Source organism: Massilia timonae (assembly GCF_001866515.1).
Lineage (GTDB): Bacteria > Pseudomonadota > Gammaproteobacteria > Burkholderiales > Burkholderiaceae_D > Telluria > Telluria timonae.
The window spans coordinates 2,923,313-2,938,200 of the sequence record NZ_JRYB01000001.1; the positions used below are offsets into that span (position 1 = coordinate 2,923,313).

The 14,888-nt window shown below is 64.7% G+C and carries 12 protein-coding genes and 1 pseudogene; 6 read left to right on the forward strand and 7 right to left on the reverse strand.

Annotation, left to right across the window (positions count from 1 at the left end; genetic code table 11):
• Positions 1 to 57 precede the first annotated feature (57 nt).
• On the reverse strand, positions 58 to 912 hold the full coding sequence (locus tag LO55_RS12600; protein WP_005665962.1) for an SIS domain-containing protein: 855 nt from the start codon (positions 910 to 912) through the stop codon (positions 58 to 60).
• 13 nt (positions 913 to 925) lie between these two features.
• The gene (gene zwf, locus LO55_RS12605; RefSeq protein ID WP_071361699.1) at positions 926 to 2,395 is read right to left on the reverse strand and encodes a glucose-6-phosphate dehydrogenase; all 1,470 of its coding nucleotides are present in this window, start codon (positions 2,393 to 2,395) and stop codon (positions 926 to 928) included.
• Between the two features lie 322 nt (positions 2,396 to 2,717).
• On the opposite strand from zwf, the gene LO55_RS12610 reads away from it, so the two are divergent.
• From LO55_RS12610 to LO55_RS12620, 3 genes are all read left to right on the forward strand, one after another.
• Positions 2,718 to 4,103, forward strand: a complete 1,386-nt coding sequence (locus tag LO55_RS12610; protein ID WP_229410136.1) for a methyl-accepting chemotaxis protein — start codon at positions 2,718 to 2,720, stop codon at positions 4,101 to 4,103.
• Positions 4,104 to 4,222: 119 nt separating this feature from the next.
• Positions 4,223 to 5,296, forward strand: coding sequence for a catalase family peroxidase (locus LO55_RS12615; RefSeq protein ID WP_071361701.1), 1,074 nt, complete (start codon positions 4,223 to 4,225; stop codon positions 5,294 to 5,296).
• A complete protein-coding gene (locus tag LO55_RS12620) occupies positions 5,293 to 5,823 on the forward strand; it encodes a cytochrome b (protein ID WP_071361702.1) in 531 nt (176 codons plus the stop codon). The genes LO55_RS12615 and LO55_RS12620 overlap by 4 nt, the downstream gene beginning before the upstream one ends.
• Positions 5,824 to 5,831: 8 nt before the next feature.
• Here the strand turns inward: LO55_RS12620 and LO55_RS12625 are convergent, their stop codons facing one another.
• From LO55_RS12625 to pgi, 3 genes are all read right to left on the reverse strand, one after another.
• Positions 5,832 to 6,920, reverse strand: coding sequence for an extracellular catalytic domain type 1 short-chain-length polyhydroxyalkanoate depolymerase (locus LO55_RS12625; protein WP_071361703.1), 1,089 nt, complete (start codon positions 6,918 to 6,920; stop codon positions 5,832 to 5,834).
• Between the two features lie 92 nt (positions 6,921 to 7,012).
• A complete protein-coding gene (locus tag LO55_RS12630; RefSeq protein WP_071361704.1) occupies positions 7,013 to 7,909 on the reverse strand; it encodes an SMP-30/gluconolactonase/LRE family protein in 897 nt (298 codons plus the stop codon).
• Positions 7,910 to 7,927: 18 nt separating this feature from the next.
• Entirely contained in the window at positions 7,928 to 9,571 is a 1,644-nt protein-coding gene (gene pgi, locus LO55_RS12635) for a glucose-6-phosphate isomerase (RefSeq protein WP_071361705.1), read from the reverse strand.
• 229 nt (positions 9,572 to 9,800) lie between these two features.
• Here pgi and edd point away from each other — a divergent pair, with 229 nt between their 5' ends.
• Together edd and eda are read left to right on the forward strand one after the other, a co-directional pair.
• Positions 9,801 to 11,720, forward strand: coding sequence for a phosphogluconate dehydratase (gene edd, locus LO55_RS12640; protein WP_071361706.1), 1,920 nt, complete (start codon positions 9,801 to 9,803; stop codon positions 11,718 to 11,720).
• A gap of 8 nt (positions 11,721 to 11,728) precedes the next feature.
• A complete protein-coding gene (eda, locus tag LO55_RS12645; protein WP_071361707.1) occupies positions 11,729 to 12,352 on the forward strand; it encodes a bifunctional 4-hydroxy-2-oxoglutarate aldolase/2-dehydro-3-deoxy-phosphogluconate aldolase in 624 nt (207 codons plus the stop codon).
• Between the two features lie 67 nt (positions 12,353 to 12,419).
• Here the strand turns inward: eda and LO55_RS12650 are convergent, their stop codons facing one another.
• Positions 12,420 to 13,610, reverse strand: a complete 1,191-nt coding sequence (locus LO55_RS12650; protein ID WP_071361708.1) for an RNA-guided endonuclease InsQ/TnpB family protein — start codon at positions 13,608 to 13,610, stop codon at positions 12,420 to 12,422.
• Positions 13,601 to 14,226: pseudogene (locus tag LO55_RS12655) on the reverse strand (IS607 family transposase). The gene LO55_RS12650 and the pseudogene LO55_RS12655 overlap by 10 nt, the downstream one beginning before the upstream one ends.
• Positions 14,227 to 14,490: 264 nt before the next feature.
• Here LO55_RS12655 and LO55_RS12660 point away from each other — a divergent pair.
• Positions 14,491 to 14,676, forward strand: a complete 186-nt coding sequence (locus LO55_RS12660; protein WP_071361709.1) for a hypothetical protein — start codon at positions 14,491 to 14,493, stop codon at positions 14,674 to 14,676.
• Positions 14,677 to 14,888: the final 212 nt, after the last annotated feature.

Below are 14,888 nucleotides of genomic sequence, written 5' to 3' on the forward strand. Positions count from 1 at the left end.
CCGAAAAGTGTACAAGGATGCAAGGGTGAAAAATTCACCCTTTTCCACGGCAGTGGATCAGCCGATGAACGAATCGAACTGCATGTCGAACTCCTGCAGCGCCTTCTGCGCGTTCTGCATCTTCTTGCGGAACTCCGGCCCGCGGCGCAGCGCCAGGCCCACCGCCAGCACGTCGATCACCACCAGGTAGGCCAGGCGCGCCGAGATCGGCGTGTAGGGGTCGGTGGCGAACACCAGGTCGATCGGGATGAGCAGGGTGGCCATCTCGGCCAGCGGCGTGCCGGACGGCGCCAGCACGATCACGTCGGCGCCGCCGGCCTTGGCCAGCTTGGCGGAACGGGTCAGCGCCGGGTTGTTGCCGCGCTGCGAGATCGCCACCAGCGCATCGCCTTCGCGCAGCAGGGCCGCCGCGATCGAATGGATCGACGGGTCGGTGTAGGCCACCGTCGGCACGCCCGAGCGGAAGAACTTGTGCTGGGCGTCGGCGGCCACGAAGCCGGACGTGCCCTGGCCGTAGAACTCGATCTTGTTGGCGCGCGCCAGGATCTCGAGCGCCTGCTGGACGAGTTCCGGCTTGAGATTGTTGCGCAGGTCGAGCAGGGTGTTGATCGAGCGGCTGCAGATCTTGTTGATCAGGTCCGACGCCAGGTCGTCCTGGTGCGGCGCCTCGCTGGCGCCGGGCAGCGCCAGCGCCAGGCCTTGCGCCAGCTTGAGCTTGAACTCGTGCCAGCCGTCGTAGCCGAGCGTGCGGCAAAAGCGCACCACGGTCGGTTCCGACACCTGGGCATTGCGCGCCAGGGCGGTGATGTTCTGGCTCACGGTCGCGGAAGGGGCGGCCAGCACCGCGAGCGCGACCTTGCGCTCCGATTTGGAGAGCGTGTCGAGCTGGGTGCGGATCGAGTCGAGCAGCATGGTGGATACCGCGTCAGTCTTCGGGCAGCGCTTCTTCGCGCCACTGCAGGCCGTCGCGGCCGATCAGGGCGCTGGCCGCCGCCGGGCCCCAGGTGCCCGAGGTGTACGGCGCCGGCGCGCTGTCGTCCTGCTCCCAGTGCTCGAGGATCGGCTCGACCCATTCCCAGGCCGCTTCCAGCTCGTCGCCGCGCATGAACAGGGTCAGCTGGCCGCGCAGCACGTCGAGCAGCAGGCGTTCGTACGCCTCCATGCGGGGCGCCTTGAACTGTTCGCGGAAATCGAGTTCGAGTTCGGCCTGCTTCAGGCGCATCGAATCGCCCGGGGTCTTGGCCATCAGGTTCATCGACAGGCCTTCGTCCGGCTGCAGGCGGATCACCAGGCTGTTGGGCTGGAAGCTCGACGTCGGCTGGTTGAAGATCGAGTGCGGGATCGGCTTGAAGCGCACCACGATCTCGGCCAGGCGGTCGGCCATGCGCTTGCCGGTGCGCAGGTAGAACGGCACGCCGGCCCAGCGCCAGGTGTCGATCTCGGCCTTCATCGCCACGAAGGTCTCGGTGCGCGAACTCTTGGGCGCATCGGGTTCCTCGCGGTAGCCCGGCACCTGCTGGCCGTCGATGTAGCCGGCGCGGTACTGGCCGCGGATGATGTTCTGCGACAGCGTGGTCGGGGTAAAACGCTTCAAGGACCGCAATACCTGCAGCTTGGCGTCGCGCACGGCGTCCGGCGCGATCGAGGTCGGCGGTTCCATCGCCACGATGCACAGCAGCTGCAGCAGGTGGTTCTGCAGCATGTCGCGCAGCGCGCCGGAATTGTCGTAGTAGCCCAGGCGGTTGCCGACGCCGATCTTTTCGGCGATCGTGATCTGCACGTCCGAGATCCATTCGCGCCGCCACAGCGGCTCGAACAGGATGTTCCCGAAGCGCAGCGCCAGCAGGTTCTGCACGGTCTCCTTGCCCAGGTAGTGGTCGATGCGGTAGATCTGTGATTCGGCGAATACCTTGCCGACGTCCAGGTTGATCTGCTTGGCCGAGGCCAGGTCGCGGCCCAGCGGTTTCTCCAGCACCACGCGCGAGTTCGGCGTCGCCAGGCCGGTGGCGGCCAGGTTGTCGCAGATCTTGGCGAACAGCTGCGGCGGCGTGGCCAGGTAATACACGCGGGTGAGCGATTCGTCATGGCGCAGGGCCTCGACCAGCGCCTGGTAGGTCGAGACGTCGGTCGCGTTCAGCGCCACGTAGGTGATGCGCTTCAGGAAGCGCGCCCAGCTGGCTTCATCCGGGCCGTCCTTGATATGCGGTTTCGAATTCGTTTCGACCATGCGCAGGAACTCTTCCTGCGTCGCGTCGTCGCGGCCGACGCAGATGATGCGGCTGGCGTCGGGCAGGTCGTTGCAGACATCGCGCGAGTACATCGCGGGCAGAAGCTTGCGCATCGCAAGGTCGCCGCTGCCGCCAAAGAAAACGAGATCGAAATCGGAAAGGGCCATGGTCGGTCGGTGCAGAAAGGGGTTGGAACCGGAAAGCGTATTGATGTAAATTTACTACACAAATACCCTGTTAGCAAGTAAATTTACTACGTGGCGTCAGGTGTCGCACCATGGTGCCATATCCGATTCATGCCGGTCGCATCCGAGGTGGCATGGATGCGACGTGGGTAGTGGATGTGCATGACAGTTGCAGGAAATGCGACTATAGTTTCCTTACGAAAACATCTCTGCCAATCGAGCAGCGAACGGAGGGGACATGGTGTGGTTGCATAAAATCGGTCGTGCGCTGCGGCAGGTCGCTGCGCCATTCAATGGACGCTCCTTGTCCGGCAACGTACGCACGCTGGTGGTCAAGGCGCGCGACGGCAGCATCCGCACGGCGATCAACGCCGCGCGCCTGCACAAGGAAGTCGACCAGGCCCAGGCCCAGGCGGCGCGCCAGCACGCGGCGGCCGATGCGCTGGCGGCCAGCGCGCGCGAAGTGGCCGCGCTGTCGGCCGACGTCAATGCCGGCACGGTGCGCATCGCCGACACCGCCCAGCGCAACCTGGCGCAAGCGCGCGAATCGATGGAAGAACTGGCCAGCCTCGAGCGGCGCATGAAGCTGATCGAGGAACAGGTGCAGGGCTTTTCCGGCACCGTGACCCAGCTGGTCGGCCACCTGCGCGAGATCGGCGAGTTCGGCACCGTGATCGAGAACGTGGCCAACCAGACCAATCTGCTGGCCATCAATGCCGCGATCGAGGCCGCGCGCGCCGGCCCGGCCGGGCGCGGCTTCGCGGTGGTCGCCTCCGAAGTGCGGCGCCTGTCGCAGGTGGTCAATACCGAAGCGGTCAAGATCGCGACCGCCAGCGGCGCGATGCGCGAGCTGGTGACATCAACCTCCGGCGCCACCGCCGGCATCCTCGACGGCGTAAACGTGTCGGCCCGCGAAGCCGGCAGCGCGGCCAGCCACCTCACCGCTTTCGTCGCCGATTTCGAGCGCATGACCGCCACCGTCGACCAGATGGCGGCGGCGATGCAGTCGCTCGACGGCGTCAACCAGCAGATCAATGCGAAGGTGGAGGAGGTGGCGCACAACGCGTCCAGCGCCAAGGCCACGATGCAGGACGCCTCGCGCCGCGTGGACGAGGTGCGGGTGGCAACCGAAGAGCTGCAGGGCGTGCTGGCGGGTTTCCGCACCGGCGGCACCGCCTTCGATGCGCTGGTGGACACGACCACCGCGCTGCGCGACGAGGTGCTGGCCTGCCTGAGCGGGCACGCGGCCGGCGGCGCCAACATCTTCGACCAGCAGTACCGGCCGATCCCGCAATCCGACCCGCCGCGTTTCACGACCTCGTACGACCGCGCGGTGGAGCGCGACCTGCAGCAGCTGTTCGATCGCGTGCTGGCCGACCTGCCAGGCGCCGCCTATGCGCTGGCGGTCGACAACCGGGGCTATGCGCCGACCCACAACACCAAGTTCTCGCGGCCGTCGACCGGGCAGCGCGAGCATGATCTCGTGTACTGCCGCAACAAGCGGATCTTCGACGATCCGGTGGGGATCCGGCTGGCCAAGAACCGCGAACCGTTTCTGCTGCAGACCTATCTGCGCGATACGGGAGAGGTGATCAATGACTTGTCGATGCCGATCGTGTTCCAGGGGAAGCACTGGGGTGCGGTGCGGATCGGGTATGACTCCGCACGGATGATGGGCCGTCCCAGCTGAGGGATGCGGCCTCTCGGCCGCGCATCCCCGTTTGCCCATCCGTGGCGAACCGTTCCCGATGTTCATGCGACAATTCGCCGGATTGTACTGACACCATCAGCCGAAGAAAGCCGTCCGCCATGATTAGCCCCACGCCGCGCCGCGGTTCCTTTATCCTGTTGCTGTCGATCTTCCTGATCGTCGCGGTCATAGCGCTGTTGTTTGCCTGGGTCGGCGGCTGGTTCGGGGGCAAAGGCGTCACGCCGCAGGCCATGGCCGATACGGCAGAAGCATCGGGTTCGCCCCAGCCGGGTTTCCGCCGCGCCCACAGCAAGGGCATCTGCATCGTCGGAACCTTCGCGCCGACGTCGGAAGCGGCGCAACTGTCGACGGCGCGCGTATTCTCGCAAGCGTCGACGCCGGTGCTGGGCCGGTTTTCCAATCCCGGCAATGATCCGCATGCGCCGGACAACAAGGCAGCCGTGCGCGGCATGGCGCTGCAGCTCAAGACGGACGACGGGCAGGAGTGGCGCATGGCGATGAACAGCTTCCCGTTCTTCGCGTCGTCCACGCCGGAAGGGTTCCAGGCGATGAACGTCGCGCGCCTGCCGGTTCCCGCAACCGGCAAGCCCGACCCGGAAAAAATGAAGGCAGTCCTGGCAAAATATCCCGAGATCGCCAATTTCATGGCTTGGTCGAAGGATGCACGGACGCCCGACAGCCTGGCCAACACGCGTTTCAACGGCGTCAACGCATTCCGCCTGATCGACGCCCAGGGCAGGGAGCGCGCGGTGCGCTGGTCGATGCGGCCGCATGCGCCTTTCGTGGCCGCCGACCCTGAACGGCTCGCGAGCGCGAGCCGCGATTTCCTGGGCGAGGATCTCGACCGGCGCCTGGCCGCCGGGCCGCTGCAGTGGGATATGGTGATGCAGTTTGCCGCGCCCGGCGATCCGATCGAAGATCCTTCGAAAGCCTGGCCCGATACCCGGCCCGAGACCAAGGTCGGTACCTTGAGCCTGACGCGCGCCCAGGCGCAGGCCGGCGGACCCTGCTTCGACCTGAACTTCGATCCGCTGATCCTGCCGCAGGGGATCGCGGCGACCGACGATCCGGTGCTGCATGCACGCTCGGCGGTCTATTCGGTCTCGTTCAACCGTCGGGAACGTGAAATCAGCCGGGGCCAGGCCCATGCCGACAGCGGGAGCGTGCAATGAACCGTCAACCCCACTTCAACCTGCTGGCCCGCGTGCTGCACTGGTCGATGGCTCTCGCCATCCTTGCCATGCTGTTCGTCGGCGCTGCCATGGTGGTGTCGCTGCGCTATCGCGAGCCGCTTCTCGACCTGCATCGCCCGCTCGGGCTGGCAATCCTGTTGCTGGCGATCGTGCGCCTGGTCAACCGGCTGCGGCATCCACCGCCACCGCTGCCGGCGGACCTGCCGCGCATCCAGGCATGGGCTGCCAAGGCATCGCACTGGCTGCTGTATGCCCTGATGTTCGCGATGCCAATCATCGGCTGGGCCATGCTGTCGGCCGGCGCCTATCCGGTCGAGTTGTTCGGGGGCGTGAATCTGCCGCCGATCCTGCCGCATAGTCCGGCCATGTACGGCTTCCTGCGCCCGCTTCATGGCGTGCTGGCCTATGTTTTGTTCTTCACTATCCTGGCCCATCTTGGCGCAGCGCTATTCCATGCATGGGTGAGGCGCGACGGCGTGTTCGGGCAGATGGCGCGGCGGGGGTAAACCCGGGTTCAACGCCGGTGCCTGCCGAAGAACTCGAGCGCCAGGCGGCTGGCGTTCGGCGTCGCTTTCGCATTGAACCTGAGCGTCGGGTCGCCGCCGCTCCATTCGTGGCGCAGGCCCGCGATGCGCACCACGCGCAGGACGAGCTTGCGGCGCGCCGTGAAGTCCTGGATTTCATGCGCGTTGCGGCTGCCGCCGCGTCCCGCCGGCATCGCTACGACGCGGTTGGCCGGCCCCGGCGGCAGGCCGTTCAACTGCAGCCATTGGCGCGTCAGGTGTTGCTGGTTGACCTGGCTGACCACCGGATCGTCTTCGCCATGGATCAGCAGCGCCGGCATCAGGGGCATCGCCTGGGCGGTCAGATGCGTGGCGCGGCGTTGCAGCACGCCGTGGATCGCCGCATCGGCCTGCGCCGCCGCGCCATGGCGCATCACGTGCAGGGCGCCCAGCGATGTATGACCGACGCCGAACACCGGGCCGGAATGCAGGGCAATCGCGGCGATCAGCTCGGGATGGTTCAGGGCCAGCATGGCGGCCATGCCGGCGCCGGCCGACAGGCCGCAGGCATAGATGCGGCGGCGGTCGATGCGGTGCTCCGCGCACACATGATCGATGAGCGCCGCCAGCACGCCGGTCTCGCCGCGGCCTTCCTGGGCGGCGCGATCGAACCAGCGCCAGCAGCGTTGGGCATGTGCGCTCGCCGGTTGTTGTGGGTACAGCACCGCATAGCCCTTCGCCTGCGCCAGCCGGTTCATGCGCGTGCCTTGCGCGAATTCGGGCGCCGTTTGATGGCAGCCATGCAGCATGACGACCAGCGGCCAGCCGGCTTGTGCCGCGTGCTCGGGTGTGCGTCGCGGAAGATACAGCCAGTAGGGAAGTAGGTGATGCCCCTCGAGCCATCGGCCCGAGGCGGCCGGCAGGCGCGCTTGCGCTGGAGGCGCTGTTTTCGCCCGCGCCGGCTTGGGAGGCCTGGCATTGGCCCGCGCGCCCGGCTTCGCGCTATAGATATCGAATAGCTTGGCGACCAGCTTGCGTTGCGATCTGGCGGCGCGCGTCAGGTCGCGCAGCAAGCGGGTGCTCGAGGTAGTTTTTGCCACAGCCGCCTCCGCAGTTATGTTGCAGTGCAATATAACTGCGAAGGCGGACTTCTTCGGTGCGCTGGCTCACGCCATCCGCGCCCGCGTCGGCGTCAGGCGCGGTATTCCGGCTCTTCGCGCCCCGCCACGTCCATTTTGAGGCACAGCACCTTGCCGCTGAGCGGATACTGTTCCAGTTCTTCCTTCGACCTGCCATGGCTGGCGCTGGTGATGTACAGGGTGCGCAGGTCCGGCCCGCCAAAGGCGACCGAGGTCGGGCACTTCACCGGCAGCTTGATCTCGCGCAGGATCTCGCCGCTTGGCGCGATGCGCAGGATGCGCGCGCCTTCGAACATCGCCACCCAGTACATGCCCTCGGAATCGATCGTGGCGCCGTCCGGGCGGCCGCCGTAGTCCGGCGCCGACTTGTCGCTCGGGAAGGTCACGATGGTGCGGCGGTTGCTCTGCTCACCAAGGGCCGGATCGAAGTCGTAGCAGTCGATGCGGTGCGTGGTGGTGTCGGCGTGGTACATCGTGCGGCCGTCCAGGCTCCAGGCCAGGCCGTTCGAGTTGGTCATGCCGCCGCTCCAGGCGCGGCGCAGCTGGTCCTTGTCCAGCACGTACATCTCGGCGGCCGGCTGGTCGCGCGGTTCGTACATGGTGCCTATCCAGAACCGGCCCACTGGATCGACCCGGCCGTCGTTGAAGCGCACCTTCGACGGATCGTAGGGCGCGTCCGTGATCGGCGACTCCGACCCGTCGGTGGTGTTCAGGCGCAGCAGGCCGTGGCGGGTGGCCACGACCAGGAAGTTGTTGTCGTCGATCGCCAGCGCCGACGGGTTCGACCCCATCTTCCACGAGGTGAACTTGCCGCTTGCCGCGTGCAGGCGGTTGACGGTGTAGCCCTCGATGTCGACCCAGTACAGCGCCGATTCGACTTCGTGCCAGATCGCGGATTCGCCGACCAGCATCGGCGCATCGTGTACTACCTCAAATTTTTCCGTTGCCATAATGTGATGGTGAAGGTTTCAGAAAGCCGCCTTGGCGCGGGCGATCAGGCCGTTGGTGGAACTGTCGTGCTGGCCGGGCGCGGGTTCTCCGGCCAGCTCGGCTTCGATCTTCTTCGCCAGCACTTTACCTAACTCAACGCCCCACTGGTCGAAACTGTTGACATCCCAGATCACGCCCTGCACGAAGGTCTTGTGTTCGTACAGCGCGATCAGGGCGCCCAGGGTCGATGGCGTCAGGCGTTCCATCAGGATGGTGTTGCTCGGACGGTTGCCCGGGAAGGTCTTGTGCGGCGTGAGGCGCTCGATCTCTTCCGCCGCCAGGCCCTGGGCCTGCAGGTCGGCGCGCACTTCAATCGCCGTCTTGCCCTTCATGAACGCTTCGGATTGGGCGAAGCAGTTGGCCAGCAGGGCGGTGTGGTGGTTGTCCATCTCGTGGGCCGGGCGCAGGGCGGCGATGAAGTCCATCGGCGTCACGTCGGTGCCCTGGTGCAGCAGCTGGAAATAGGCGTGCTGGCCATTGGTGCCGCACTCGCCCCAGATCGCCGGGCAGGTCGGCGTGTCGACCGGCTGGCCGTCGCGGGTCACGCGCTTGCCGTTGCTTTCCATGTCGAGCTGTTGCAGGTAGGCCGGGAAGCGGTTCAGGTCTTGATGATAGGGCGCGATCGACACCGAGGCGCAATCCAGGAACTGGCGGTTCCAGAAGCCGATCAGGGCCAGCAGCGTCGGCAGGTTCTGCTCGAGCGGGGCAGTGCGGAAGTGTTCATCCAGCTCGTGCGCGCCCGCCAGGAAGTCCTTGAAGTAGCCGAAGCCCACGGCCAGCGCGACCGGCAGGCCGATTGCCGACCACACCGAATAACGGCCGCCGACCCAGTCCCAGAACGGGAACATGTTCGCCGGGTCGATGCCGAAGGTCTTGATTGCCTCGGTATTCGTCGACACGGCGACGAAGTGCCTGGCCAGCGCATCTTCAGGCGCATGCTGCAGGAACCAGGCGCGCGCGGTCTGCGCGTTCATCATGGTCTCGGCCGTGGTGAAGGTCTTGGAGGCCACGATGAACAGCGTGGTCTCGGGATCGACTTGCGACAGCGCCGCGTCCATGTCGTGGCCGTCGACGTTCGACACGAAGTGCATGCGAAGGCGCGGGTGGGCGTAGTGGCGCAGGGCCAGCACCACCATCTTGGGGCCGAGGTCCGAGCCGCCGATGCCGATGTTCACGATATCCGTGATCGGCTTGCCGGTATGGCCCAGCCACTCGCCGCTGCGTACGGCGTCGGTGAAGGTTTTCACGCGGTCGAGCACGGCGTGGATGTCGGCATTGACCTCCTGGCCGTCGACCACCAGCGTGGCGCCGCGCGGGGCGCGCAGGGCGGTGTGCAGCACCGCGCGGTTCTCGGTATTGTTGATCTTTTCGCCGGCGAACATCGCGTCGCGGCGCGCCTCGAGGCCGCGCTCGCGCGCCAGCTGGACCAGTAGTTCAAGCGTGCGCCCGTCGAGGCGATTTTTTGAATAGTCTAGGAACAGGCCTGCGGCCTCGTCCGAGTAGCGCTCGAAGCGGTCGGGATCGGCGGCAAACAGGTCGCGCATCTGCCACGTCTTGGCGACGTCGGCGTGTTGGGCGAGGGCTTGGAAGCTGGCGGTGCTGGTCAAAGGAGGCTGGCGCATGGGGTCGGGGTGCGTGGCACAATGTTGGCAATAATAGATTATCGAATAATACAAGCATCTGCGCGTAAATTCACTACAAAAAACAGCGCGAATCCAATTTGCCGGATGCTTTTCCCCTCTGTAGAGCGCCGCGCGACCGTTCCGCCGTCATAGAGAAACGGGCTGGAGATGAGCGCAGCGTACTAATCTGTAGTAAAATTTCAGATACTAAATTCAGGAAGGAACGAACATGGCGCTCCACCCCGTAGTAGAACAGGTCACCAATCGCATCATCCAGCGCAGCAAGCGCTCGCGCGCAGCCTATCTCGAACATCTCGAAGCGGCCCGCATCAAGGGCGTCCAGCGCGGCGCCCTGTCGTGCACCAACCTGGCCCACGGCTTCGCCGCCTTCCCGGCCAACGACAAGCTGAAGCTGCGCGAATACAAGGAACCGTCGGTCGCCATCGTTTCTTCCTATAACGATATGCTGTCGGCGCACCAGCCGTTCGAGTATTTCCCGAAAGTGATCAAACAAGCCGTGCGCGAAGTCGGCGCCGTGGCCCAGTTCGCCAGCGGCGTGCCGGCCATGTGCGATGGCGTGACGCAAGGCCAGCCAGGCATGGAGCTGTCGCTGTTCTCGCGCGACACCATCGCCATGGCGACCGCGGTCGGCCTGTCGCACAATATGTTCGACGCCGCCCTGTACCTGGGCATCTGCGACAAGATCGTGCCGGGCCTGCTCATCGGCGCGCTGCACTTCGGCCACATCCCGGGCATCTTCGTGCCGGGCGGCCCGATGACCACCGGCATCTCGAACAAAGAGAAGGCCGCGATCCGCCAGCGCTACGCCAAGGGCGAGGCCACCCGCGAAGAACTGCTCGAAGGCGAGTCGGCCTCGTACCACGGCGCCGGCACCTGTACCTTCTACGGCACCGCCAACAGCAACCAGATGCTGATGGAAGTCATGGGCCTGCACCTGCCGGGTTCGGCCTTCATCACGCCGGGCACGCCGCTGCGCGACGCGCTCACCGCCGCCGCGGCCCAGCGCGCGGTCGCGATCTCGCAGCAGGGCGGCGACTACATGCCGATCGGCCACATCGTGGACGAGAAAAGCATCGTCAACGCCATCGCCGCGCTGCACGCCACCGGCGGCTCGACCAACCACACGCTGCACCTGGTGGCGATCGCGCGCGCGGCCGGCATCGTGATCGACTGGAACGATTTCGACGAGATGTCGAAAGTGGTGCCGCTGCTGACCCGCATCTATCCGAACGGCGACGCCGACGTGAACCACTTCCAGGCCGCCGGCGGCCCGGGCTTCGTGATCCGCGAACTGCTCGACGCCGGCCTGGCGCACGAGGACGTCAACACCATCCTCGGCCGCGGCTTGCGCAACCACTGCAAGGAACCTTTCCTGGGCGAAGACGGCAAGGTCGTGTTCCGCGACGCCGCGCCAGTGAGCGGCGACGAGAACGTGCTGCGTCCGGCCACCAACCCGTTCAACAACAACGGCGGCATGGTGCTGGTGAAGGGCAACCTGGGCCGCGCGGTGATGAAAGTCTCGGCGGTCAAGAAAGAACACTACGCGGTCGAAGCGCCGGCGTTGACCTTCGACTCGCAGGAAGACTTCATGCACGCCTATAAAGACGGCAAGCTGAACCGCGACTTCGTGGCCGTGGTCCGCTTCCAGGGTCCGCGCGCCAACGGCATGCCGGAACTGCACGCGCTGACCCCGGCGCTGGCCAATCTGCAGGATGCCGGCTACAAGGTCGCGATGGTCACCGACGGCCGCATGTCGGGCGCGTCCGGCAAGGTGCCGGCGGCGATCCACGTGTCGCCCGAGATCCTGGCCGGCGGCCCGCTGGGCCTGGTGCGCGACGGCGACATGATCCGTGTCGACGCCAACACCGGCACCATGGAAGCGCTGGTGCCGGCGGACGTCTGGGCGCAGCGCAAGCAGGCCACGGCAGACCTGACCTCGAGCCACATCGGCATGGGCCGCGAACTGTTTTCCATGTTCCGCAACTCGATCAGCGCGGCGGAGGAGGGTGCCGCCACCTTCCCGCTGCCGTCGCCGAAACAGACCGTCGTGCCGCTGCACGATGGCATTGACGCCGGCGAGATCATCCCCGGCTCCGACGAAGACCATCTTTTCAGGACTAACAAGTGAGCCAACCAATGACCCTACTTGAAATCATGCGCTCGGCGAGCGTCATCCCCGTCATCGCCATCGACGACCCCGACCACGCCGTGCCGTTGGCCAAGGCCCTGGTGGCGGGCGGCATCCGCGTGCTGGAAGTGACCCTGCGCACCGAACACGGCCTGGGCGCGATCCGCGCCATGAGCCAGGTCGAAGGCGCCATCGTCGGCGTCGGCACGCTGACCCAGCCGGAAGAATTCGCCGCCGCGCGCGACGCCGGCGCCGTGTTCGGCGTCTCGCCGGGCCTGACCCAGTCGCTGATCGACGCGGCCAAGTCGAGCGGCCTGCCGCTGCTGCCGGGCGTGATGACCCCGTCCGAAGTGATGGCGGCGCGCGAGGCAGGATTCAGGCAACTGAAGCTGTTCCCGGCGGTGCCGGCGGGCGGTGTGGGCATGCTCAACGCGATCGGCGGCCCGCTGCCTGACGTGACCTTCTGCCCGACCGGCGGCATCTCGATCGAGAGCGCGCCGAAATTCCTGGCCTGCAAGAACGTGGCCTGCGTGGGCGGATCGTGGCTGACCCCGAAGGACGCGATCGCGGCCGGCGACTGGGCGCACATCACCGAGCTGGCCAAGGCCGCGGCGGCGCTGCGCGCGGCTTGATGGCAGAAGGATCGCATGCTGCGATCGCGCTATCCGTTCCTTCAAACTTACGCAAAGCTATCCATAGTTAGCTTTGCTGTTGAATTCCTGCTTCACAGGGGCCGGTTTCACCTCGCACTTGACGCGCGAGGCCAGCGCCTGCCCCTCCACAGGCCGATGCGGTGAAACTCACCGCCATGTTTCTCAGGTTGATTGCCGCGTTGACGTCCCGGTCGTGCAGTGCGCCACAGCCGGGACAACGCCAATGGCGCACCGTGAGTGGAAGCACACCCATCCGGTAGCCACAGCACGAGCATGTCTTGCTGCTCGGGTACCAGCGATCCACCACGACCACCTGACCGCCGCGCCGCGCCGCCTTGTATTCCAGCTGGCGACGCAATTCACCAAATCCCATGTCGGCGATCGCTCGGGCCAGACAACGATTTCCAAGCATGCCCTTCACGTTCAGGTCTTCGATACCGATGGTGTGGAAACGGCGGGTGATATACGTGCTCAACTGATGCAGGCCGTTGCGCCTCAGATCTGCGATCCGGGCGTATAGCCGGGCAAGCCTGGCTTTTGCCTTGGCACGATTGCGCGATCCTTTGACTTTGCGTGAGACCTCGCGCGACAGGCATTGTAGACGGGCAAGCAGTGTGCCCAACGCTTTCGGGCCGATAAACACGTCACCGGTCGACAGCGTGGCCAGCGCCGAGACACCGAGGTCGACTCCCACCGCGCCTTGGGTTTCGGCTGGCGGTTGAGGTCGATCCTTGATGTCAACAGTGATGCTCGCGTACCAGTGGCCCGCAATGCGGCTTATCGAGGCAGAGACGATCCGCCCGGAGAAGCGCAGGAATTCGTGCATACGGACCCATCCCAGTATTGGAATGTGGATGCGCTTTTCCTCGATACGGAACTGCTCATTGCTTAGTGTAAATCGATCGTCACGGCCCTTGCGGCGAAAGGCAGGATAGCGGGCACGACCTTTGAAGAAATTCGCGAAGGCTCGCCCCAACTGAATGATCGCCATCTGCGGTGCGTTCTTGGTTACCTCGAGCATCCAGGGGAATTGCTCGCGCTTGATCGCGTTGAGCTGGCGCCGCAATGCCGCCTCATGTGGCTTGTCCACCTCCGGGTCGACCTTACTTGCCTCGTACTGTCGCTTCCATTCGACCAAAGCCCAGTTGTAGGCGAAACGTGCAGTGCCGGCGGCACGCGCCAGGTACGTCGCCTGGACATTGTTCGGATCGAGTCGGATGCGATGGGCTAGGTACATTGCGACTCCTTGACTGCTGCACGCACGCCATCGATCAACTTCTGGTTGCGGTGACTGCGGCTTCCATAGAGACGGGCCGAGAAGACAGTGACGATCTCGAGCACATCGCTGGCCAGCTCTTCTTCGAAATTGGTGTCTTCGCCCTGGTTGATGATGACCACTTCGACCTGCCTTGCCTGGCACAGGGACAAAATCAGCTCCGCGCCGAAACGCAGCAGCCGGTCCTTGTGCGTCAAGACCAGGCGTCCAACCTCATCTTCGACAATCCCGTCGAGCAAACGTTTCAAGCCCTTTTTGCGATGGTTCATGCCCGACCCAAGGTCGGCAATCAAATCGAACGCCCATCCATGACTCGCGCAGTACAATTCGAGTACCCGCTTTTGCCGCTCCAGGTCAGCCTTTTGATCATGACTGGACACCCGTGCATAGGCGACAGTCTTGCGCACCGCCTGGGAACCGCCCTGCGTTCAGGTCGCAAGGCAGCCAAGTCATACCTGCCCTGACCTCCATTTGTTGGCTCTGGAGTGAGCCGACCGCTGGCCTCCCAGCGACGCAAGGTACTGGTCGAGACGCCCAGGGCTTGCGCGGCCAAGCTGATGGAAACGAACTTTTTCATAGTGCATAAGACTGCATAATCAAACAAGTTCTCATCTAACTGTTAATAACCCTTAATCAAATTTTAATTTTTCAAAAATTCAAGATTCCGAAATTTGACTTGCCATTACGTCAGCGCCTTATTGATCGCGGTCGGCTGAACTGCTGACAAACGACAACTCTTTCCGATCAGGTTCGGTCAAGAATCGTCGTCACTTCCCGAGCAAAGAACGGAGACGACTATGACAGGCCGCAAGCACTCCAAGATCGTAGGAAGGGTGTCGTGATGGACAGGGCTACGAACAGCGCGATTCAAGCAAAAGCGAACAAGCCCTCGGCCTACATTGGCGAAGTGATGCACAACTGCTTCGTCCAGCCGTCAAACTTCAATCACGCCTGTGTTGTCGTCGTATCCGGCGATAGCATCAACTTCTGCGGGCATGCCCTGCTGCACATCGGCGGGACAGGCTGATACTTCCACGTGGCAGGATTCAATGAAGTACCGCGATACATGGCCGAGGCCGGATACAAGCGCTACCTGAAGGAAGGGGGCAAGGTAGAAATCCGTCGCTGGACAGTACCCATCCGTAACCCACTCGGAGCGCATCGAAAGCTCGAAGAACTGCTGTCCAAGCGATGGCAATGGCTTCTCTTACCCAACAACTGCGTGTCGTTCGTGGAGAG

What these genes read in the sequence shown, in the direction of transcription:
- LO55_RS12620 (WP_071361702.1), top strand. Translation starts at nt 5,293, where the DNA reads ATGAACCGTCAACCCCACTTCAACCTGCTGGCCCGCGTGCTGCACTGG.
- LO55_RS12600 (WP_005665962.1), bottom strand. Translation starts at nt 912, where the DNA reads ATGCTGCTCGACTCGATCCGCACCCAGCTCGACACGCTCTCCAAATCG.
- LO55_RS12615 (WP_071361701.1), top strand. Translation starts at nt 4,223, where the DNA reads ATGATTAGCCCCACGCCGCGCCGCGGTTCCTTTATCCTGTTGCTGTCG.
- LO55_RS12650 (WP_071361708.1), bottom strand. Translation starts at nt 13,610, where the DNA reads ATGTACCTAGCCCATCGCATCCGACTCGATCCGAACAATGTCCAGGCG.
- zwf (WP_071361699.1), bottom strand. Translation starts at nt 2,395, where the DNA reads ATGGCCCTTTCCGATTTCGATCTCGTTTTCTTTGGCGGCAGCGGCGAC.
- edd (WP_071361706.1), top strand. Translation starts at nt 9,801, where the DNA reads ATGGCGCTCCACCCCGTAGTAGAACAGGTCACCAATCGCATCATCCAG.
- eda (WP_071361707.1), top strand. Translation starts at nt 11,729, where the DNA reads ATGACCCTACTTGAAATCATGCGCTCGGCGAGCGTCATCCCCGTCATC.
- pgi (WP_071361705.1), bottom strand. Translation starts at nt 9,571, where the DNA reads ATGCGCCAGCCTCCTTTGACCAGCACCGCCAGCTTCCAAGCCCTCGCC.
- LO55_RS12630 (WP_071361704.1), bottom strand. Translation starts at nt 7,909, where the DNA reads ATGGCAACGGAAAAATTTGAGGTAGTACACGATGCGCCGATGCTGGTC.
- LO55_RS12660 (WP_071361709.1), top strand. Translation starts at nt 14,491, where the DNA reads ATGGACAGGGCTACGAACAGCGCGATTCAAGCAAAAGCGAACAAGCCC.